Origin of the sequence: Rouxiella aceris (assembly GCF_012933545.1) — a bacterium.
GTDB classification, from domain to species: domain Bacteria; phylum Pseudomonadota; class Gammaproteobacteria; order Enterobacterales; family Enterobacteriaceae; genus Rouxiella; species Rouxiella aceris.
Window position 1 is genome coordinate 268,784 of record NZ_JAADJU010000004.1, and the last position, 21,425, is coordinate 290,208.

Sequence of the window (21,425 nt, forward strand, 5' to 3'; positions counted from 1 at the left end):
AAACCTATCGCCTTATGGTGTTGCCCATATTGGCTAACTTTCGGCGGTGACGTCGGCCTGGTTATTTTCCACGCCAGGGGCTGGCAGCTCCGCAGCAAATCCGCGCAGACCCACGACGTGCACATGTTCCGTATTCTGGAACACTTTACGCACCAGCTTGTAGGTAGTGCCTTTTTCCGGACTGATATTTTCCGGTGCCGCAATAATCAGCTGCATCTGCAAACGGTCGCACAACTCAAATAGTGTGGCGATCGACTTGGCATCCAGACGCGCCGCTTCATCAAGGAACAGCAGTCGGCAAGGAGAAATATCTTTACCGCGCAGGCGGCTGGATTCATCTTCCCAGCTCTGCACCACCATCACCAGAATCGACATACCGGTACCAATGGCTTCACCAGTTGACAGGGCGCCACTTTCGGCACGCAGCCAGCCGTCCGAACCACGATAAACCTCAACTTCCATTTCAAGGTAGTTACGGTAATCGAGCAGCTCTTCACCAATGGTTTGCGGCGTACGCTGCCCCATATCAATTTGCGGATTCAGGCGCTGATACAGCTTGGCCAGTGCCTCGGAGAAGCTCAGGCGATTACTGGTAAACAGATCCTGATGCTGCTCTTGCTGCTCGGACAGCACGTCGAGCAAGCCGGCATGAGCTTCGCGCACATTGACATTTAAACGTACGCTTTTCACCTGGCCAAAAGCCACTGCCTGCAATCCCTGGTTGAGCATGCGAATACGGTTCTGCTCGCGCTGAATGGTTTTGCGGATGATATTGGCAACGCTTTTCGAACTGATTGCCAGTTGTTGCTCACGCGACGTCAACTCTTCGGTCAGGCGGCCCAGTTCGATCTCCATCTGCTCGATGGCTTCCACCGGATCGTCAGTACGGATAATATCCTGACGAATGCGCTCACGCAGATGTTGATAGACGGCAATATAGAACTGGATCTTGCGCTCCGGCCGCTTGGGATCTTCTGACAGGCGCAGTACATCGCGCAAATGCTCATTGTCAGCCACCGCCAGGCGCAGCGCACCCAATGATTTATCCGACATGGAGCGCAGTTCGTCGCCATCCATATAGGCCAGTTCACGACGATGCAAACGACGTTCAACGCCGTTGTCTTTCACCAGACGCATCACTGCACACCAGCCGGCTTTCGCCGTCACCACCTGTTCGCGGCTTTGATGATAATCACGCTCAAGTTTGCGTAATTTCTTCTGCAGGTTGTCCATTTCTGCTTCGCAGAAGGTGATCTGTTTTTCCAACTGATTGCAGCGCGAACGGTTGGTGCTCAGCAACTGATGCAGTTCGTCGCGGCGCGCACGGGCACGAGCTTCGGCATTAGGATCGGCTTGCACGCCAATATCCTGCAACTCCTGTCCCAGCTCTTTAAGCATATCGCGCTTGGCTTCAAACGAGCTTTTCAGTGACGCCAATACCTGACTGTACTGCGTCAGTTGCGTCTGATGCTGACGCACCTGTTCACGGGCGCGACTACGCTCGCCTTCGGCACTTTCCAGACGCTGGCGCAGTTTGTCATTGAGATCGGAGTTTTCGGTCAGCATGCCGGCAGAGTCGGTATAGCTGAAGTGCGCACGACGCTGCACCACTTCGGTCAAGGCAAAGGCCTGCTGCTTGGCCAGACGCTGAGTGTGCTGCGCCTGGGCATAGTCTTCTTTTAATTGCTCATGTTGTTCCGGGTCGCTTTGCAGCACAGAAACCAGCGGCTCCAGTTTACCCAGCGAAACACTGTGCAACTGGATAAAGCGCGCAGCCTCCTGTGCCTCCTCCAGCTCTTCGCGCATCTCTTCCACGCGATCGATCAGTGTCTCATCACATAACAGGGCAACGCGCGGTTGCAGCTTGTTCAGCAAGGCAACGGCGTCTTTGGCCTGGTCATACTGCTGACGCTGCTGCTGGTTTTGACTTTCATGGGCACTGAGGCCACGCTCCAGCTCACCGCGACGAGCGCTTAACGAACGAATATCGGCTTCCGGATCGTCGTCAAAGGCTACCGCCAGATGACTGCCGATAAAGCGGCTAAACGCCTGATGCAAACGCTGAATTTTCTGCACGTCAAACGACAGATTGGCATAGCGTTCAGAGAGACTTTCCCGCTCTTTATGCAGGATCTCCAGCTGGTTATCACGGGCGGCACGGCCAAATAGCGGTACCTGCGGAAAGTGTGAATAGCGCCATTGACGATCGCCGCTTTTCACCAGCACCGCTTTGTCCATCTCTTCGACGGCAAACACGCTGTCATCAAAGGACTGCGGGTCCCCTTCGATCAGATAGAGATCTTCCGGGCAGTCATCGAGGCCGTCGAGCTGATCGCGAATACGCGCCAGATCCGGCACCACAATCGCATGGCGCGACGGACCATATAACGCAGAGAAGTAAGGAGCATCATCAATGGTGACATCGTCATAAATTTCAGACAGCAGCACACCGCCAAAACGTTCGGCCAGGGCAATCATGCGCGGATCTTCCGCGCCGCTTGGCTGACTTAAACGGCTGATCTGCGCGTCGACATCACGTTTGCGTGCTGCCACTTCGTCGCGCTCAACCGTGGTTTCACGCTCACTTTCCAGCAGTTGCTGCATGGTTTCAGTAACCTGCTGGCTGCTCTCCAGCGGCTCTTTACTCTGCTCGCCAAGCTGTACCAGGGCGTCCTGCGCCGCCAGCCAAACCGGGGCGCGAGCGGTCAAGTCACGGATACGTGCCTGGATCTGCTCCAGCTCCTGACGCATCTCCATGCGGCGTTCACCAGCCTGAGAGACATTGGCCGACAGCTCTTCGATCTGCACATCCAGCTCGCGCTGCAGCTCATCCAGCTCTTCGGGCTGCACCTGCTGGCCGCTGCGTTTGCAGAACTCTTGCAGTTGCCGTTCTGCCTCTTGCTGTTCACGCAGGCGCCCTTCCAGCTCGGACATGCGCATGCGCAATGGTTCGACGCGCTCCGCCTGGTGCGTCTGTGACGACCACTCGCGCAATAGTTCGCGAGCGGTTTGCCAGGCATCACTGCGGCTCACCGCACCGGCGATTTTCACCACCAGTTGATAAGCATTCTCAAACTGGCTGTGTGCCGCCTGGGCCACGCTCATCTTCTGTTCTAACTGCAACAGAATATCGGTAGCTTCCTGCTCACGTTCCTGGAAGGTCTCAAGCCAGGTTTCGCTGTTTTCCAGGGTGAGATCCGGTAACTGACACAGCTCGCGGGCGCGTTCAATGGTCTGCAAAGCCTGTTGATACTGAATAGCACGCGTCTGCTGTACGTCGAGAGCCTGCTGATAATCGGCCAGCTGGCTTTTTAATTCGTCCACTTCCAGCTCGGCGGCTTCGGCGCGCGCTTCGTGTTCCGCGTGCAGCTCGGAGGCTTCGGCGACCACTTCGTTCTGTTCTTCCAGCCGGTAGGTCAGCTCTTCCAAATCAGACTGATAACGTTCGATTTTTTCCTGCTGGCGCATGGCGGTCTGCACCAGATTAAGGTGATCGCTGGCGGCCTGATAATCGGTTTCCAGATCGCTTTGCGACCCGCTTTGCTCCGCCAATTCACGCGCCATCTCCACATGACGGTACTGCTCACTGGACAGCTGCTTGCGGCTGGTCAACAGCTCGTTACGCAGCACCAGGGCACCATCCAGATGAATACGACGTTCATTGGCATGGCGCATATAGTCGGCGGCCACATAGGAGGTGGCTTCGGAGATCAAATGCTTGAACAGATCGCGATCGGCCTGGGTGACACGGATCGCTTCCAGCGTCATGCGGTTTTCGCGCAGAGCGGCTTCCATATCCTGGAAGGCTTTACGCACCCCACTGTTCTCCGGCAACAGGTAATCACGCAGTGAACGGGTGATGGCGCTGGAGATACCGCCGTACAACGAAGCTTCAATCAAACGGTAGAACTTGCTGCGATCGGCAGCCGAACGCAGACGACGCGGGATAACCCCGAGATCGAACATCAGCGAGTGGTAGTCGGTGATCGAGTTAAACTGCTTGAACTGCACCCCTTCCATGGCTTCGACACGATCTTTCAGCTCTTGCAAAGAGAGCACCCGCGCCTGCCGTTCGCCGACGGTTTGCGTCAGGATCTCGGTAGGCTGAACCGCAGTCGGCAGCCCCTGAATGGTAAAAGGCTTGATATCGACTTTGCGATCGCGACCGGCGACCTGCTGCAAACGCACGCCAACAATCACCCGCTGATGGCGGGAGTTGACCACGTCAAGGGTGGAGTAACACACCCCGGCACGCAGTTTACCGTGCAGCCCTTTATCACGGGAGCCCGAGGTCGCCCCTGCTTCGGTAGTATTACGAAAGTGCAATAAGGTGAGATCGGGGATCAGCGCCGTAACAAAGGCGGCCATGGTGGTGGACTTACCGGCACCGTTACCGCCGGAAAGGGTGGTCACCAGCGCATCGAGGTCAAAGGTTCTGGCAAAAAAGCCGTTCCAGTTAACCAGTGTCAATGAGCGAAATTTACCGCGTTCAATCATTCCTGTTCATCCTCTCCACCTTCTGGCCCGTGATCGGCCTGTGGTTCACTCTCATCATTATCATCATTGAGCGACAGAGTGTTCTCTACCGGCATGGCTTCACCGTCGCGGATCATGCGCAGTTGCGCTTCGCGCACATCATCACCGCTGCGCACATCGGCGCCAAAGCGGAAAACGGCTTCGGTAATGCGGAACTTGCTGCTGTCAGCGCCCATAAAATAGACCATGCCCAGTCGACGCAGACGATTGAGTGACGTTCTGACTTTTTCCTGAAGTTTTTGCCGATCGAGATCGGAGCCGGTGGAACGCTGGTTGACGTATTTCAGCAACTTGCTTTCATCAGCCAGACTCAGCAACTCATCATATAATTCCTGCTGAGTAAAAATCCCTTCATGGGCCAGACGCTCCGGACTCAGGTAGAGATAACAGAGAATTTTACCGACCATCATATCCAGTTCAGACAACACAGAACGCGGAATAAGCGTTGTCGAACGCGGACGCAGATAGAAAAAACCTTCCGGCGCGCGGATCAGCTCTACCCCGTAACGGCTGTAGAAATGTTCGATCTCGTCCTGATAATCCATCAGAAAAGCGTGGTTATCCAACTCCTCAATACCGATATGACGGCCAGAACGTAACTGACTGTCGAGGGCCGGGAACAGGGAATTAGCCAACGCCTGTGCCAGCTTGGCTGGCATTATTTGTTCAATATTTGTCGATGACATGGGCCTGCACCTTGGCTCCGTAATCATTGATTGCCTGCCACTGCGCCGGCAACCCTGAAAAATCTGCTTCAGCCACACCAAGGCGCACTGCCTGGTCGACCATAATTCGCGCCACATCAAAATGACGCGCACGGGGATACTGATGGAGATAGTCGCGCATAATCAGCGCCAGATTGAGCGGCACTTTTTGCTGCTGGTAAACCAACAACGCCTGTTCGATCAGCGCCGCCAGCTGTTCGTGCAGCTCACTAAACTCTTCGAACTCGAGATCCGGAGGCAGTTCGCCGGTAACCTCTTCACTACGCAGCGCCAGCTCCTCGTCACGCATATCCAGCAGACGGTCGGCATTGGCAAAGGTCAGCGTCCAGGGGTTATCAAAATAGTTCTGCACCGATAAACGCAAACGTTGGGAGAACACGCGGTTTTTATCCATATCGATCGCGGTACGGATAAATTTGTGCACATGCCGGTCATAGCCGATCCATAAATCGATCGCCTGCTGCCCCCAACTGGTGATCCTGTCGAGTTTGTTTTGCAGATCATAAACCAGCTTATCGATCAGGCCTAAATCCGGGCTACCGATAATGGCATCCTGAATGCGCAGCAAGTGGGCCTGCAGCAAATCTCCTGCCGCTTCCAGCGTGTCCTGCAATTCGCGCAGCGTACCTGAAGTCTCGGAGAGTAACAGCTCACAGCTGGAAATGGCCGCCCGCCAGTCTTTACCCAACAGCGCGGCGATATCGTCTTTCACGCCCTGTTGCTGCTCGTCCATAATGCGTTGCGTCAAATCGATGCTGTCGAAAATCTCGGCCACCGAGTATTTCAAAGGCGCAAAGACGTTGCGATGCCAGTGGAACTCATCGCCGCCTTCTTCGGCGGCATCCGCCGCGCGTTTCAGCTCTTGCGCCACGATAGACAGCTGCATGGACAGGCGCAGCGTCGAAAACTCACGCTGGCGAATATAGTAATCGGTGATGCCAATGCCCAGCGGCGTCAAACGGTATATGGCGTTACCGTCCGCCAGCTCGCTGACAAAACGGTTAAGCAAGCGCTGGCGAACCATATCATTGATGGCATTATTGGCGCGCACCGCGATGGTTTCGTTGGTTTGTTCAAATCCCTTGCTGACATGGCGAAATGCATCGATCAGTTCGCCTTCACTCATTTCACCATCAAGGCGCTCGCTGTTAAGCGTGGCAATGGCCAGAAGAAAGGCCAACCGCTCCGTCGGCAATGAAATTGAGAAGTCATTTTTACGTGCCCAGGCGACCAGTTCAGGGACAGTCTGGGAAAATTCACTCATAATTCGTCCTTCCGGTCGGGTTTGCGCGCCATCACATGGATGTAACGTCCCAAACTAATAAAAGGCTCCTGCCGGCAATAACGCTGTTCCAGCGCCAGAAGCTCGTCAAAATCCTGCTTATGCTGTTGCCGATTACGCAGATAGTCATGAAAGACACGGACACCGGTCTTGCCAACTATCTCTAACCCGAGTTGTTCTAACCACTGGTAAACCTGGTTGGGGTCCAGCGGGTGATCGGGCAGCAACGAGCTTTTTTTTATTTTGGGTAAACCTGCTTCGACATGGCCGAAATTACCCAGCACCATATGGCGCATCAATAAACCGTTGACGTTATAAAACATCAAAGAGAGTGCGCCACCGGGGAGCAGGCAGTCATACAATGCCTGTAATGCCGGTCGGGGTTCAGCTAACCATTCTATAACCGCATGAAACAGTATCAGATCAACGGGCTGTGCCAAATACTGAGCGACATCCTGAGCGGGACATTGTACAAATTGCATGTTGTCGCTGACACCTTTTTCCTCCGCCGCCGCTTTTGCGCGCTTGATCATCTCACCGGAAAGGTCGCACAACAATACCTGATGTCCTAAAGCGGCCAGTTCACAGGCCATTTGCCCTTCGCCGCCGCCGGCATCAAGTATACGCAAAGGACGTTGCGGAAGCTCGGTTAAAAGCCCGTGCAAATCCTGCCCCAAAACCGCCTGACGAATACGCCCCTTGGTGGTGCCGTAGATATTGCGCGAAAATTTTTCCGCCATATCATCAAAGTTGCGATCCTGCGCGGAGGTATCCTCCACCTGTATCATTTTTTTTCTGGCCAACTGTATAATTTTACCAATGGATAGAACAACCGCCGAATCTGCTATTTTGGCACAGGCTGGCATAGAATAAATCATCCTGACCGATAATCTCGCCCGGATGCCGTTTTTTCACCCAACAGGACCGATAATCTGATGTTTTTTATCTTGAAAAAAATTGTCGGTGGTTTGCTAATGCCACTTCCGCTGTTATTGCTGTTGATGGCCGTCGCACTGTATTTGCTGACCTTCACGCAGCGACAAAAAATGGGAAAAGTGATTTTTTTGCTTGCTTGGCTGTTTTTGGCGCTGTTGAGCCTGCAACCGGTAGCCGACAGGCTGTTACGTCCGCTGGAAAACACCTACGCCACCTATAACGGTCAACGGCCAATAGATTATGTGGTGGTACTGGGGGGAGGATATACCTATAACGCGGCCTGGGCACCCAGTTCCAATCTGGTTAACAACAGCCTGCCGCGGGTTACCGAAGGGATCCGCATCTATCTGCTTAATCCGGGATCAAAACTGATTTTTACCGGTGCCGCCGCGCAAAGTAATCCCGTGAGCAGCGCCGCAACGGCGGGCAAAGTGGCGGAAAGCCTGGGGGTTCCCGCCGCGGATATCATTATTCTCGATCAACCAAAAGATACCCGTCAGGAGGCGCAGCAGGTGGCTTTGCGTATTGGCCATCACCCCTTCGCCCTGGTGACTTCCGCCAATCACTTGCCGCGTGCCATGCTGTTCTTTCAGCAGGAAGGCCTCTCTCCCTTGCCTGCCCCGGCCAATCAAATGGCCATTGACTCGCCGCTTAATCCCTGGGAACGACTGGTGCCGCAATCGCTGTACTTATCGCACAGCGAACGCGCCTGGTATGAGAGCCTGGGTCGCTTATGGCAAGCGTTGACCGGCAAGCAGCAAAGTGAGACCCCTAGCTAAGCCAGGGGATCAGTTGCTGTTGAGCATAGTTAAATGACTGGCGATCGAGGGTGCCGGTATGAATAAGATTTGCCATAGATTCCCAAATGACATAGACCCAACGGCGAGCGATAAAGCTTTCGGATACCGGTGCTTTTTGCAGATAGCGATACAACAGCTGGCTGCTCATGCCCTGCTCCCATAGGCGAAACAGTTCAAACTCGCGCGGTGCCCAGAGCACCATCCCGGGATTGATCATCGCCAATAGCTGATCACTTTTGGGATCTTTGAGCATGCTGCGTAGAGAAAGGTTGCCGTGTACCAACACAGCGCTATCGTTAAAGTCGGCAAACAGCGCGGGCAGGCTGGCGCGAGATCGATAGAGAATTGCACGATCCTCGGCGGTCAGCATCGGCAGCGGCAAATTCGTCAGGGTCGACCACAGCACTTCAACTCGCTGTTGATACCAGTGAAACCAGTCGTTGTCCTGAACACTCTCCACCGCCCCCACACTGCCATGGCTGTCAATCCGGTGCCAGGCCAGCAGTGTTTCGACGATTTGATCCATCAGGCAATCCCAACGCTCCGGTGTGCGCGTCGGCGCCTCGACCGAAACGCCGCGCAGCCGTTCGATAAGCAACACTTCATGATAAGGCGGTTGGTGGCTGGTGGCCATGCCATAGACGGTAGGCATACGGACATAGCCATCGCGGGCCAGCATTGACAGTTTATAGGCTTCCTGGGCGGCGATCCCGGCGCAAGTAAAACTCTTTGCCAACAACGGCATAGCGTATCCCTCTGCATCATACAAGGCAAAGAGATGGGCATAGGGTTGTTCACTGACGCATTCCAATCGGGAGAGTCGCTCTCCCAGAACAATACTCAATTCGGCTTTTAATTGTTCCATAAAGGTTACACTTTAGCGGAAAGGCTTAGCACCATGATGAAAGTATCAAAGGACAATTACCCCATTTTAGATCAAACAAAACCAAATAAGCGCGGGGAGAAAATACGTCAGTAAGGGAACAAAAAACGCAGGGAGTGATAGAGCAAAGCGGATTTCCGGGCAAAAACAGCGCCGTTTAGCTGTTAAAACGGCGCATCAGGCTTATTTTGCGGCGAAGAATTCGCGTACGCGTGCCAAATCTTCCGCCGTATCGACACCGACAGAAGGGACGGATTTGGCCACGGCGACATGGATCTTTTCGCCATACCAGAGCACACGCAGTTGCTCGAGCAACTCAATCTGCTCCAGCGCGCTCGGCTCCCAGGTGACATAGCGGCGCACAAAACCGGCGCGATAGGCATAGATACCGATATGGCGCAGAAAGCTATTACCAATGGTCTCTCTGGATTTGGCAAAACGCTCGCGCTCCCAGGGAATGGTGGCCCGAGAAAAATAGAGCGCAAAGCCCTGCGCGTCCATCACCACTTTGACCGCATTGGGATTGAATGCCTCTTCTGCGCTGTCGATGGGCACGGCCAGGGTGGCCATACCGGCAGCACACTGTGCCAGATTCTCTGCCACCTGACGGATGATCACCGGTGGGATCAAGGGTTCATCACCCTGCACGTTGACGATGATTTCATCATCGGCAAAACCGCATTTTTCAATCACTTCCGCCAGACGTTCGGTACCTGACTGGTGATCGGCCCGCGTCATGCACACTTCACCTCCGGCTGCTTCCACGGCCAGCCGCACATCGGGATGATCGGTGGCAACAATAACGCGTTTGGCACCGGACTCAAGGGCACGCTCCATCACATGCACAATCATCGGTTTGCCGTTGATATCGGCCAGAGGTTTGCCGGGTAAGCGGCTGGAAGCGTAACGTGCGGGAATGATGGCAACAAAACTCATGGGTGGATCTCATCGGCGGACAGTGAGCGAGCTTCGACTTCCAGCAATACAGGAATACCATCGCGCACCGGGTAAGCCAGGCCATCCGCTTTGCACACCAGTTCCTGAGATTCTTTATTGAAGTACAACTTGCCGTTGCAAACCGGGCAGGCAACGATTTCCAGTAAACGATGATCCATAATTCCTCCGTGAGGCATAAATTGAGCACTCACTCGGTGCCAACTGTGACGCCAGGTAAGTCATTATACCCAAAGTAACGGGTGTTGCAGCCGGGCGGCAAGTGAATCCATCCCTCAGGGGAGTAACGAGGGTGAGGGTTCCAGGCTCGCGCAGGTGCAGCTTCAGATACCAGGGGCTCTGTGGTGACAGAGAATACCACAGCCCCCCAGCGCCGTTAACAGTTCACACCAAAGAAGTTAACGCGCACTATTGCCAATCTTTCCGCCGTGGAGTATTATTTTTGTGACCTGCATCACATTAATAATTAATTTTACGAGCCTAGGAATGAAAATGTTAAACAAAATCATCGCTTTGTTTGCCAATTTTAGCAGCTAATGCTAATTGGTTAAACACCAAGTATGTAAACGGCTGCCAATCTGCAGCCGTTTCTATTTCACTGCCCGCCCAAATTCACACCACCACCTTCCAACCCGTTCCCCAGCGTGCTGCCAGCTCCGGCGGCAGCGAAGTCAACACCACCTGATGCGCCCCCTGCCAACGCGCAAAGCGGCTGATAGCCTCGGCGATATCCCGCGCTCGGCGTACCCCCACTTTGACTCCCGCTTCAAGATGGAGACTTTTAATTTCCAGTTGCTGCGTCTTGCGATGCATTTTGGCATCAGTGCGGCCAATAATCTCACCGCGATTAAGAATGGGTAGCGTGAAATAGCCATATTGCCGCTTGTCCTGCGGGGTATAACACTCCAGGCGGTAATCGAAATTGAACAGCTCAAGGGCACGTTTTCTGTCCCAGACCACGGGGTCAAAAGGCGATAGCAAGGTGGTCACCGTGGAAGTCAGGGTACCGGCCAGCGCCTGGGCAAGCAGTTGATCATGATCCTGATGGACATACATGGGTGCGTCTATTCCCGTCACCTCAACCGCGGTGATTATCCCCTGCTGCAACAGTTGCGCAGTCAGCTTTTTACTGTTGACGCGTTTAAGCCGGTAATAGTCAGCCAGCCATTCGATACGAAAAATCCCCAACGCCTGCGCCGAACGACACAGCATGGCAAATTCTGCGTCCTCCTTGCTCAATGTCTGGGTGACATCATCCCAGGAAGGCAGCACCTTTTCACGCAGGTCATAAACACGATGGAAATTGCGCCGCTCAACCACCATTAACTCCCCCGCCGTAAACAGAGTTTCAAGATGTTTTTTATAAGGCTTCCAGTCCCACCAGCCGCTGGTCGCGCGCTTTTCGGCGCTAAAATCCGCCGAGCGTACCGGGCCGTTCTGCGCAATATGCTGCAACAGATTGGCAATCTCGGTTTGATGTTGATTAAACCAGGCCTGATTGAACTTCCAGCCCATGGCCTCGGGAGCCAGCATGCGGTGACGCAGCAAGGGATAATCTTCAATAGGAATAAAGCAAGCCTCGTGGGCCCAATATTCAAAGAGTTGATGTTCACGCAAGGCGGTTTCCAGCCATGCCGAGGGATACTCACCCAGGCGACTGAACAGGACTAAATAGGGACTGCGGGCGACTACGCTGATGGTATCAATTTGCAGCAGGGCCATACGCTGGATAGCGGTAAGCAGATCGTTGGGATGAGCCTGACGTTTTAAGGGGGATTGCAGTTGTTGAGCTGCGAGATGCAGTACGCGCGCAGCAGAGAGAGGTAACACCGGGATAGGCATATCGATATCCGTGAGCAAAAGTACCTGCCCGATTTTCTCACATCATTGCAAGAAAGCAGGCGAAGCAACCAGTATACGGATACCGATAACATATTTTTATCAGTGGGTAAAATGCCCGCCACTGATTTTGGGTGACGCTCGCTTAGAAAGCGATAACGTCGGCGGCCGCTGGGCCGTAAGTCGAACTATTATAAATGGTGAACTCTACGCTTTGACCGGCATTCAGTGATTTATTTCGCGTATTGGCAATTGAATTACGACTTACATAAATCTCAGACGAACCGTCAACAGGAGAGATAAAACCATAGCCTTTGGCCTGATTAAACCATTTAACAAAACCCATTTTTAACATCATATTTTTACTTCCTTAATTTTGGGCATCCATGACAACGCTTTATTATTATTGTTCGGATGCGCTTGCCCATTCTAAAGTTATTCGTATAAAGAACCTCTAATGAGCGTATAAACCCTGCCTTCATTGGCAGGATAAACATTGAGTTGGTATTGATAGTATTACCACCAAGAGATTAGACAGTAATCATCACCACAAGTTCCCGTGGCCATCAACTCGTTACTTTTCGATTTTTTGCTTACAGCGCAACAACGTTGGCAGCAGCGGGGCCACGCGGGCTATCCTGAATACTGTATTCAACACGCTGACCTTCAGCCAGGGTCTTGAAGCCTTCAGAGGCGATAGCAGAAAAATGCACAAACACATCTTTGCCGCCGTCCTGTTGTTCAATAAATCCAAAACCTTTACTTTCGTTGAACCATTTTACTTGACCGATTTTCTTCGTCATTTTTAAAACCTTTTAAATATTAATTTCCAGCCATAAAGGCAATAGCGGCCATCTTTTAGAAAGATTACTTATGGGAGGTACTCAGAAGGTTCGTCTTTGAAGCGGAATCAATCAAACAAGAAGATAACGTTTTGGGAGGAACAACTACTTACTCTTAACGATGCTGTACATACTCATAAATAGCCCTGCTTTCACAGGCCAGATGCTATTTACTCATAATTATCCGACAAGGTCAAGTTAACAGACCTGCCTATTTTATGAATTGTGTGTGTTTTAGATTTAACCATTGAATAACATAGCAATTAAAAATTATCTTTTTATCACTTTCTGCCGAGGCAATGCGTGTTCATCACGCAGATGGCTTAACCAGGGCGCAAATTCTTTCAAGCAAATTTAAAGACCCAGGTTCGGCAAGCTGCGCATCAACGGGAAGATACCACCAGTTCGCTTCGGCAAAGGCGCGGCATTTTACTGCATCTTTCTCTGTCATCAGTAATATCTGCGTCGGGGACGCTAATGCCTTGAGTTGCGCAGGCTGATAGGCCTGGTGATCGGCAAAGGCAATCTCCTGCTCAGGCTGTACGCCTGACTGACGTAAGGTAGCGAAAAAACGCGGCGGATGGCCGATACCCGCCATGGCGACCACGGCCGACAAGCTTTGCACCGGACGCTTTTCACCGCTCAACAGGTTAATAGCCAGGCCAGCCTGCAACGACATGCCTATCTCTCTGCCCTGCCCCTGGCCGTTGCCATTGATAATCACCGCATCGACGCTGCGTAATCTTGAGGCACGTTCCCGCATGGGCCCAGCTGGCAGCCAGTGACCGTTGCCAAAACGACGCACACCATCAACGACGACGATTTCGAAATCGCGCTGCAGGGCGTAATGCTGTAAGCCATCATCGGTAACGATAAGATCGACAGGCGCTGCCTGTAAAAGCGCTTTGACCGCCTCACTGCGATTAGGAGAAACGGCGACCGGCGCACCAGTGCGTTGAAAAATCAGCACTGGTTCGTCACCGGCCTGCGCGGTGGTGGTGGCGTTATCCAGCAGTAAAGGATAGCGTTCTGCCTTACCGCCATAGCCGCGTGAAACCACGCCGACACGCAGCCCACGCTGTTGTAAATGCTCAACCAGCCAGATCACCACCGGGGTCTTACCGTTACCACCGGCGGTCAGGTTGCCGACAATCACCACCGGAACCGGTGCTCGCCAGCTTTTCTTCCAGCCTTTTTTATAGCAAAAGCGCAGGATCAGGGTAATCAGGCCGTACAAACCACTCAGCGGCAGCAGCAGCAGATAGAGTGCGGATTGCCCCGACCAGATACGCTCAATCATTGGCCAAACTGCATACGATGCAATTGCGCATAAACCCCGTGCATGGCGATCAGCTCGTCATGAGGACCACGCTCCACCACTTTGCCATCTTCGATCACCAGGATTTGATCGGCTTTTTCGATAGTAGACAGACGGTGGGCGATCACCAGTGAAGTGCGGTTTTTCTGCAGTTCATCCAAAGCTGCCTGAATGGCGCGTTCGGACTCGGTATCGAGCGCCGAAGTAGCTTCGTCGAGGATCAGCACTGGCGAATCACGCAGCAAGGCACGGGCAATGGCGATACGCTGGCGTTGGCCACCAGAGAGCAGCACACCGTTTTCGCCGATTACCGTATCCAGGCCATTTTCCATCTTGCTGATGAAATCCATGGCATGGGCCATAGTCGCGGCCTTTTCAACATCTTCGCGGCTATAAACTTCGGTACGCGCGTAGGCAATATTATTGGCAATGGTGTCATTAAACAGATGCACGTTTTGTGAAACCAACGCTACCTGATCGCGTAATGACGACAGGGTATATTCACGTAAATCGTGACCATCGAGCAGAATTTCACCCTTCTGAATATCGTAAAAACGGGTCAGCAGATTGGCAATAGTTGATTTACCTGAACCCGAACGCCCAACCAGAGCCACGGTTTTACCCGCCGGGATATCAAAGGAGATCTCGCGAAGCGCCGGTTTTTCACTGCTACCGTAGTAAAAGGTGACATTTTTAAATTCAATATCCCCTTTGGCACGTTCTACTGCCAACGTGCCTTCGTCTTTCTCCTGTTCCATATCAAGAATGCTGTACAGCGTCTGGCAAGCAGCCATACCACGCTGGAACTGGGCATTGACGTTGGTCAGGGATTTCAACGGTCGCATCAGGGCAATCATTGAAGAGAACACCACTGTAATGGTACCGGCGCTCAGGGTTTCCATCACTGACGGGAAACTGGCGGCATACAGCACAAAGGCCAGCGCCAGCGAGGCGATCAGCTGAATAATGGGATCGGAAATGGAAGACGCCGACACCAGACGCATGCCCTGACGACGCATATGATTGCTGACGTCATCAAAACGTTCGGTTTCAACCTTCTGTCCGCCAAAAATCAGCACTTCTTTATGCCCTTTCAGCATCTGTTCGGCGCTGGTCGTGACCTGTCCCATACTGTTTTGCATATTCTTGCTGATAGTACGAAAACGCTTGGACACTACGCGAATGACGATAGAAACAATTGGCGCAATGATCACCAGGATCACTGACAGCTGCCAACTGTAATAGAACATCATAATAAACAGGCCAATAATCGACGCCCCTTCGCGCACCACTGTCACCAGGGCACTGGAAGAGGACGATGCCACTTGCTCGGAGTCATAGGTAATGCGAGAAAGCAGGGTCCCGGTGGACTGTTGGTCAAAGAACGCCACCGGCATTCTCATCATATGACCAAAGAGTCGACGCCGCATTTCCATTACCACTTTGCCAGACACCCAGGAAATACAGTAACTCGAGATATAGCCACTGACGCCACGCACAATCATCAAACCAATGACCACCAACGGCATCCACAATAAAATCGAACGGTCAGCTTTACCAAAGCCATCATCCAATAGTGGCTTCAGCAGCGATAGCATGAGGGTATCACCGGCGGCATTGACCACCAGTGCAATAGCCGCAGCAATAAGCCCGGCTTTAAAAGGGGTGATCATCGGCCAGAGGCGACGGAATGTCTGCCAGGTGGAGAGATCTTTATCATTCATCATGCAATTAACCAGCAGCGAAATAAACAGCGGCCATTCTACTCATTATCGTCCCCAACGCCAAACCACTGATGGTACCAACGTGGCATTAATTGCTCCCGCAGGCCTTTAATTGCCCAATAGTTGTTGAAAAAAAAGGCACTCAGTTGGCCGGAGCGGGCGGTATCGCGCCAGATCACCCCATTTTCACGGTAACTTTGTTTTATTTTTTGCGCCGGTAAACGCCAGCGATTAAAGCGAGAGGCAGAAGCCATTGCGACTTCAGGTCTGCTGGCCCGCAGAAAAGGGCCAATTGAGGAAGTACGACTGCCGTGGTGCGGTACTTGTAATAAATTGACCGCTAAATGCGACCGTTGATATTTAACTAACAAGGTTTCGGCCTCGCGTTCAATATCTCCGGTCAGTAACAGACTGAATGTCCCGTCGCTGACGCGCAAGACACAGCTTTGGTTGTTACCGGCATGGTCATGAGTGGACGGTGGCCACAGCACGGTAAATAACAAACCTTGCCAATGCCATTGCTGTCCCTGACGACAGGGTGAATAACCCTGAAATGAGGCGCGGATTGTCGCCTCGGGAAAGGCCGCGCTTATTCGGTCGGTGCCGCCGTGATGGTCCAGGTGACTATGGCTGATAATGATTTGCTCAACAGCCAGATTACGCCACTGCAGATAGGGCAGGATCTGCATCTCGGCCTGTGAGCCGCCTTCCCAGCGATTGCCGGTATCATAGAGCACGGCGCGACCATTCTTTTCAATCAACACCGCCAGTCCGTGGCCAACATCCAGCATATCCACTCGCCAATTCTCTTTTTCACGATAGCTGGACTGTCGCCAGCAGAATATCAGTACGCATAGCGTCAGTACGTTGAGCGGATAGCTATATAGCCAGCCCATACGCCAGAGGATAACGCCAAGCCAGCCGGTAACACCCAGGACCAGAGTGCTCTCCCCTAACGGCAGCCAATAAATCTCGGCCCGCCACAGTCCGGTTAGCATCCAGGAGAGCGAGCGATCCGCTGCCCACCACAGCACCGCGTTCAGGGAAAGCGCCATATCAAAGGGCAAGTGATTTAAAAACAGCGCCGCCAGCACCAGCGGCACGGTGACCAGCGAGACAATCGGCACCGCCCACAGGTTGGCAAAGAAAGAGGCAAGACTCAAACCGTGAAACAGGGCAATCTGCATCGGTAGCAGCAGGAAGGTCATCCCCAGTTGCAGATGCCCCCAGCGCAGCCAGGCCCAATACCAATGCCGTGAAAACCGCGCCGCCAATGGCACCCATTGAAACCAGAAAATCAGCGCTGCCACAGCAAAACACGACAGCCAAAAACTGTCTGAAAGGATATTTAGCGGATCGCTACACATCAATAATGCCACGCCCCACAGCCAGACTTGCCAGGGATGGCAGTGCACCCGAAACAGGCGCAGCAGCAGCCATAGCGAGATAGCAACGGCGGCGCGCATGGCAGGCGGATTGACGCCGGATAGCCAGGTGTAATAGAGCATGGTTATGCCGCTAAGCAGCAGGGGGAAACGATAGTCTATCCAGCGTATTGGTAACAGATACTGGATGGCGCGCGCCAGCAACCAGCCTATCAGCGCCGCTACCCCGATATGCAATCCGGAGATGGCCATCAGATGCGCGGTGCCGGTCATTTTAAATAATTGCGCCAGCGGTGAGTCGAGTAACGAGCGTTCACCAAATGCCAGCGCCAGCAGGATCGGCATATTGTCGACGCCGGTCAGTTGCCGCTGCACAGCGCTAATCACCCGCTGACGCGCTGTGCATGCCGTGGTTAACGGCGTTGCCGCGTCCACATGTCCGTTTAGAGTTTGTCGGTTAGCCACAGCCCAGCGCTGTCCATCAAAGCCACCGAGATTAAGTTGGCTGTGCACCGGGCGTAAACTTAGGGTCAGCAGCCAGCGCTGCCCTGCGCAATAGTCAGCGGGAAGGTCCTCGCTGGATATGCGCGCCGCCAGCGGCGGGAATACCCGCTGACCGTTAATCTCTTTTAAGGCAATCAGCAGATTATGCTTATCTTCTCGCTGCAAAAACGGGGTGATCACCTCGGCGACTACCTGCTGTTTCCGCCCGCTAAAATCGTCGGTTTGCTGCAAAATTTGCTGCGCGTTGACGGTGGCCCATAGAAAAGCGGCTAGCGCAATGCACAGCAATTTACTGAGTCGATAAGGCAAATAACCGGCAATAGCGGTGATAAGCAGCAAAACAATACCCAGCGTGAGGTCGGGTAATACCGGCAGCACCGTCAGCGGCAAGATCCCGGTTATCAGCGCCAGCGCCAACTGGCTGAGTGTGATTTTGATCATCTCGCCTCCTTACAATATTAGCCCAAAGACCGACCGAATGGAGAGAGCAGAAGCGGGAAGTCTCTGTGCGACCGTCGCCTGGCGGCTGGCGGTGCAGAAAGCAGATTGTTGTCAAAAGACGCGGTGGGGGCAATCTTCAGCGATTAAGGTTGCGAGGCATTACGCAGATTATCTGCCAGGGTTGAGGCCATTTAAACAAAAAAAAACGGTGTCCGTTAAGACACCGTTTTGTTCGCAGTAGGCATACACCCAGGTTGAGGATTAATCCTCAGCCATAAATGTTCGCACGGTCGCGCAACTCTTTGCCTGGCTTGAAATGAGGAACGTATTTACCGTCCAACTCAACTTTGTCACCAGTTTTAGGATTACGTCCAACGCGCGGAGCACGGTAGTGAAGAGAAAAACTGCCGAACCCGCGGATTTCGATGCGTTCACCATCAGCTAAGGTTGCAGCCATATGTTCAAGCATCTCTTTCACGGCATCCTCAACGGCTTTCGCCGGAACATGAGAGTGCTGGCCTGCAAGTCTTTCAATAAGTTCAGACTTGGTCATATAACCTCCAAGCTTTGCAGCTAAACTACCGTATAGAAGCGGTTAACAAAACCGCTTCCCGTTTTATAACCTGAATCGTTAACGTGACAGCAGAGCTGCCACGCTGGCGACTTTGGCTATATTACTCGCCTTTTGCCGCTTTGAATGCTTCAGCCATTGCGTTGGAGAAGTTGGTTTCGTCTGGTTTGTTGTTAACCACAGCGATAGCATCTTTCTCGTCAGCTTCGTCCTTGGCACGGACGGACAGGCTAACAACACGGTTCTTACGGTCAACACCGGTGAATTTAGCTTCAACTTCATCACCAACGTTCAGAACCAGAGTTGCGTCTTCAATACGGTCGCGAGAAGCTTCAGAAGCACGCAGGTAACCTTCTACACCGCCTGCTAATTCAACTGTAGCACCTTTGGCGTCAACTGCAGTGACTTTACCAGTAACAATAGTACCTTTCTTGTTTACAGACAGGTAGTTATTGAACGGATCTTCAGCCAGTTGTTTCACGCCCAGGGAGATGCGTTCGCGCTCTGCGTCAACCTGCAGAACCACAGCTGCGATTTCGTCGCCTTTTTTGTATTCACGTACTGCTTCTTCGCCTGCAACGTTCCAGGAGATGTCAGACAGGTGAACCAGGCCGTCGATGCCGCCGTCCAGACCAATGAAGATACCGAAGTCAGTGATTGACTTGATTTTACCTTCAACACGGTCGTTCTTGTTGTGGGTTTCTGCGAACTGCTGCCATGGGTTGGCTTTACACTGTTTCAGGCCCAGAGAGATACGACGACGTTCTTCGTCGATGTCCAGAACCATAACTTCCACTACATCACCAACGTTAACAACTTTGGATGGGTGGATGTTTTTGTTGGTCCAGTCCATTTCAGACACGTGAACCAGACCTTCAACGCCTTCTTCGATTTCTACGAAGCAGCCGTAATCAGTCAGGTTAGTTACGCGACCAGTCAGCTTGGTGCTTTCTGGGTAACGTTTAGCGATAGCGACCCAAGGATCTTCGCCCAGCTGTTTCAAGCCAAGGGATACACGGGTACGTTCACGGTCGAATTTCAGAACTTTAACAGTGATTTCGTCGCCAACATTTACGATTTCGCTTGGATGCTTAACGCGTTTCCAGGCCATATCGGTAATGTGCAACAGGCCGTCAACACCGCCCAGATCAACGAATGCACCGTAGTCAGTGAGGTTCTTAACGATACCTTTAACTTCCATGCCTTCCTGCAGGTTTTCCAGCAGTTGATCGCGCTCAGCGCTGTTCTCAGACTCAATTACTGCACGACGAGAAACAACAACGTTGTTGCGTTTCTGATCCAGCTTGATGACTTTGAACTCAAGATCTTTGCCTTCGAGATGCAGCGTGTCGCGAACAGGACGAACGTCTACCAGTGAACCTGGCAGGAACGCACGAATGCCGTTCAGCTCAACGGTGAAACCGCCTTTAACTTTACCGTTGATAACACCGGTAACAGTTGCAGCTTCTTCATAAGCTTTTTCCAGCATCAGCCATGCTTCATGACGCTTAGCTTTTTCACGGGACAGCAGAGTTTCACCGAAGCCGTCTTCCACAGCGTCCAGCGCAACATCAACTTCGTCGCCTACCTGGATTTCCAGTTCGCCCTGTGCGTTTTTAAACTGTTCTGCCGGAATAGCAGACTCAGACTTCAGACCGGCGTCAACCAGTACGATGTCTTTGTCGATAGACACAACAACACCACGGACGATGGAACCCGGACGGGTTTCGATTGTTTTTAAGGATTCTTCAAAGAGTTGAGCAAAAGATTCAGTCATGTTGATAATCTTTAGGTTCTTAAGTTTAACGTCCATCTGGCTTCATGCTGGATGGGGTTGTTTCAAATGCCCCGCTACCGTCCTGGCGGCGAGGTTAAAAAAAACGATAGCCAAAACTGGCACTGAATGGCTATTCTCGATAAAACAAGAACAGTTCAGCACCAGATAATGGCGCGGATCACCGGGTTTGTTTTTGCGGTAATCCTAGAATTTCAGTGGCATACGCCAGCGCTTGTTCGATAACTGCGTCGATGGACATACTGGTTGAATCCAGTATTAACGCGTCCTCGGCAGGAACTAAAGGCGCAACAGGCCGATTACGATCACGGTCATCCCGTTCTTTTATCTCGGCTAAAAGACGTTCAAAGTTAACACTAAAGCCCTTTTCCTGCAACTGTAGCATTCTTCTGTTTGCACGTTCTTCAGGACTGGCATCGAGAAAAATCTTCACTGGCGCATCGGGAAACACCACGGTGCCCATATCTCGACCATCGGCGATCAGCCCCGGCAGATCTCTGAAAGCCCGCTGGCGGCGCAGTAGCGCCTCACGAACCCGAGGGAAAGCCGCTGCCTGTGATGCCGTGTTGCCTACGGTTTCGGTGCGGATCTCCTGACTGACATCCTCACCCTCTAAAATGACGTTTAATTGTCCATTGTTGGCCACAAAGCGAACATCGAGATGTGCAGCCAGTGGCACTAAAGCCTCTTCGGAGACAATATCGACCTGATGGTGCAGCGCAGCCAATGCCAAAACGCGATAAATGGCGCCCGAATCCAGCAAGTGCCACTCAAATGCTTCTGCCAATGCCTTACAAAGCGTGCCTTTACCGGCGCCACTTGGCCCATCAACGGTTATCACCGGAGCTATAGCCGTCATTTCACTCTCCTTTCGGTGGGGAAAACCCTCA

The 21,425-nt window shown here is 52.7% G+C and carries 17 protein-coding genes; 1 reads left to right on the forward strand and 16 read right to left on the reverse strand.

The genetic code is table 11. The features are described from left to right. Positions 1–33 precede the first annotated feature (33 nt). Genes mukB through cmoM form a run of 4 tightly spaced genes read right to left on the reverse strand, consistent with a single transcriptional unit; the run spans position 34 to position 7,331 of the window. Positions 34–4,497 carry a chromosome partition protein MukB gene (gene mukB, locus GW590_RS09500; RefSeq protein WP_169402775.1) on the reverse strand — a complete coding sequence of 1,488 codons (4,464 nt, stop codon included), beginning with the start codon at positions 4,495–4,497 and terminating at the stop codon, positions 34–36. Continuing rightward, positions 4,494–5,222: a chromosome partition protein MukE gene (gene mukE / locus GW590_RS09505; RefSeq protein ID WP_169402776.1), complete on the reverse strand. Its 729-nt coding sequence runs from the start codon at positions 5,220–5,222 to the stop codon at positions 4,494–4,496. The genes mukB and mukE overlap by 4 nt, the downstream gene beginning before the upstream one ends. After that, positions 5,203–6,525, reverse strand: coding sequence for a chromosome partition protein MukF (gene mukF, locus GW590_RS09510; RefSeq protein ID WP_169402777.1), 1,323 nt, complete (start codon positions 6,523–6,525; stop codon positions 5,203–5,205). The genes mukE and mukF overlap by 20 nt, the downstream gene beginning before the upstream one ends. Further along, a complete protein-coding gene (gene cmoM, locus GW590_RS09515; protein ID WP_169402778.1) occupies positions 6,522–7,331 on the reverse strand; it encodes a tRNA uridine 5-oxyacetic acid(34) methyltransferase CmoM in 810 nt (269 codons plus the stop codon). Before cmoM ends, mukF begins: the two co-directional genes overlap by 4 nt. 147 nt (positions 7,332–7,478) lie before the next feature. On the opposite strand from cmoM, the gene elyC reads away from it, so the two are divergent. Beyond that, positions 7,479–8,258: an envelope biogenesis factor ElyC gene (gene elyC, locus GW590_RS09520; RefSeq protein WP_169402779.1), complete on the forward strand. Its 780-nt coding sequence runs from the start codon at positions 7,479–7,481 to the stop codon at positions 8,256–8,258. On the opposite strand, the gene GW590_RS09525 is transcribed toward elyC, so the two are convergent. The 12 genes from GW590_RS09525 to cmk form a co-directional block, all read right to left on the reverse strand. Further along, on the reverse strand, positions 8,251–9,144 hold the full coding sequence (locus GW590_RS09525) for a YcbJ family phosphotransferase (protein WP_169402780.1): 894 nt from the start codon (positions 9,142–9,144) through the stop codon (positions 8,251–8,253). The genes elyC and GW590_RS09525 overlap by 8 nt on opposite strands. 201 nt (positions 9,145–9,345) lie before the next feature. Further along, the gene (gene kdsB / locus GW590_RS09530; protein WP_169402781.1) at positions 9,346–10,098 is read right to left on the reverse strand and encodes a 3-deoxy-manno-octulosonate cytidylyltransferase; all 753 of its coding nucleotides are present in this window, start codon (positions 10,096–10,098) and stop codon (positions 9,346–9,348) included. Then, positions 10,095–10,277, reverse strand: a complete 183-nt coding sequence (locus GW590_RS09535) for a Trm112 family protein (RefSeq protein ID WP_009636632.1) — start codon at positions 10,275–10,277, stop codon at positions 10,095–10,097. The genes kdsB and GW590_RS09535 overlap by 4 nt, the downstream gene beginning before the upstream one ends. Positions 10,278–10,728: 451 nt before the next feature. Continuing rightward, positions 10,729–11,958: a winged helix-turn-helix domain-containing protein gene (locus tag GW590_RS09540; RefSeq protein ID WP_169402782.1), complete on the reverse strand. Its 1,230-nt coding sequence runs from the start codon at positions 11,956–11,958 to the stop codon at positions 10,729–10,731. Positions 11,959–12,100: 142 nt separating this feature from the next. After that, on the reverse strand, positions 12,101–12,313 hold the full coding sequence (locus tag GW590_RS09545) for a cold-shock protein (protein WP_169402783.1): 213 nt from the start codon (positions 12,311–12,313) through the stop codon (positions 12,101–12,103). A 235-nt stretch (positions 12,314–12,548) separates the two neighbouring features. After that, complete coding sequence (gene cspE / locus GW590_RS09550; RefSeq protein ID WP_169402784.1) at positions 12,549–12,758, reverse strand: transcription antiterminator/RNA stability regulator CspE; 210 nt, start codon at positions 12,756–12,758, stop codon at positions 12,549–12,551. 349 nt (positions 12,759–13,107) lie between these two features. Further along, positions 13,108–14,097, reverse strand: a complete 990-nt coding sequence (lpxK, locus tag GW590_RS09555; RefSeq protein ID WP_169402785.1) for a tetraacyldisaccharide 4'-kinase — start codon at positions 14,095–14,097, stop codon at positions 13,108–13,110. Further along, entirely contained in the window at positions 14,094–15,842 is a 1,749-nt protein-coding gene (gene msbA, locus GW590_RS09560) for a lipid A ABC transporter ATP-binding protein/permease MsbA (RefSeq protein WP_169402786.1), read from the reverse strand. Before msbA ends, lpxK begins: the two co-directional genes overlap by 4 nt. 35 nt (positions 15,843–15,877) lie before the next feature. Beyond that, on the reverse strand, positions 15,878–18,169 hold the full coding sequence (locus GW590_RS09565; RefSeq protein WP_169402787.1) for a ComEC family protein: 2,292 nt from the start codon (positions 18,167–18,169) through the stop codon (positions 15,878–15,880). Between the two features lie 268 nt (positions 18,170–18,437). Then, positions 18,438–18,722 carry an integration host factor subunit beta gene (ihfB, locus tag GW590_RS09570; RefSeq protein WP_009636638.1) on the reverse strand — a complete coding sequence of 95 codons (285 nt, stop codon included), beginning with the start codon at positions 18,720–18,722 and terminating at the stop codon, positions 18,438–18,440. A gap of 121 nt (positions 18,723–18,843) precedes the next feature. After that, a complete protein-coding gene (gene rpsA, locus GW590_RS09575; RefSeq protein WP_211186715.1) occupies positions 18,844–20,517 on the reverse strand; it encodes a 30S ribosomal protein S1 in 1,674 nt (557 codons plus the stop codon). Between the two features lie 178 nt (positions 20,518–20,695). Next, positions 20,696–21,394: a (d)CMP kinase gene (gene cmk, locus GW590_RS09580; protein WP_169402789.1), complete on the reverse strand. Its 699-nt coding sequence runs from the start codon at positions 21,392–21,394 to the stop codon at positions 20,696–20,698. Positions 21,395–21,425 lie beyond the last annotated feature (31 nt).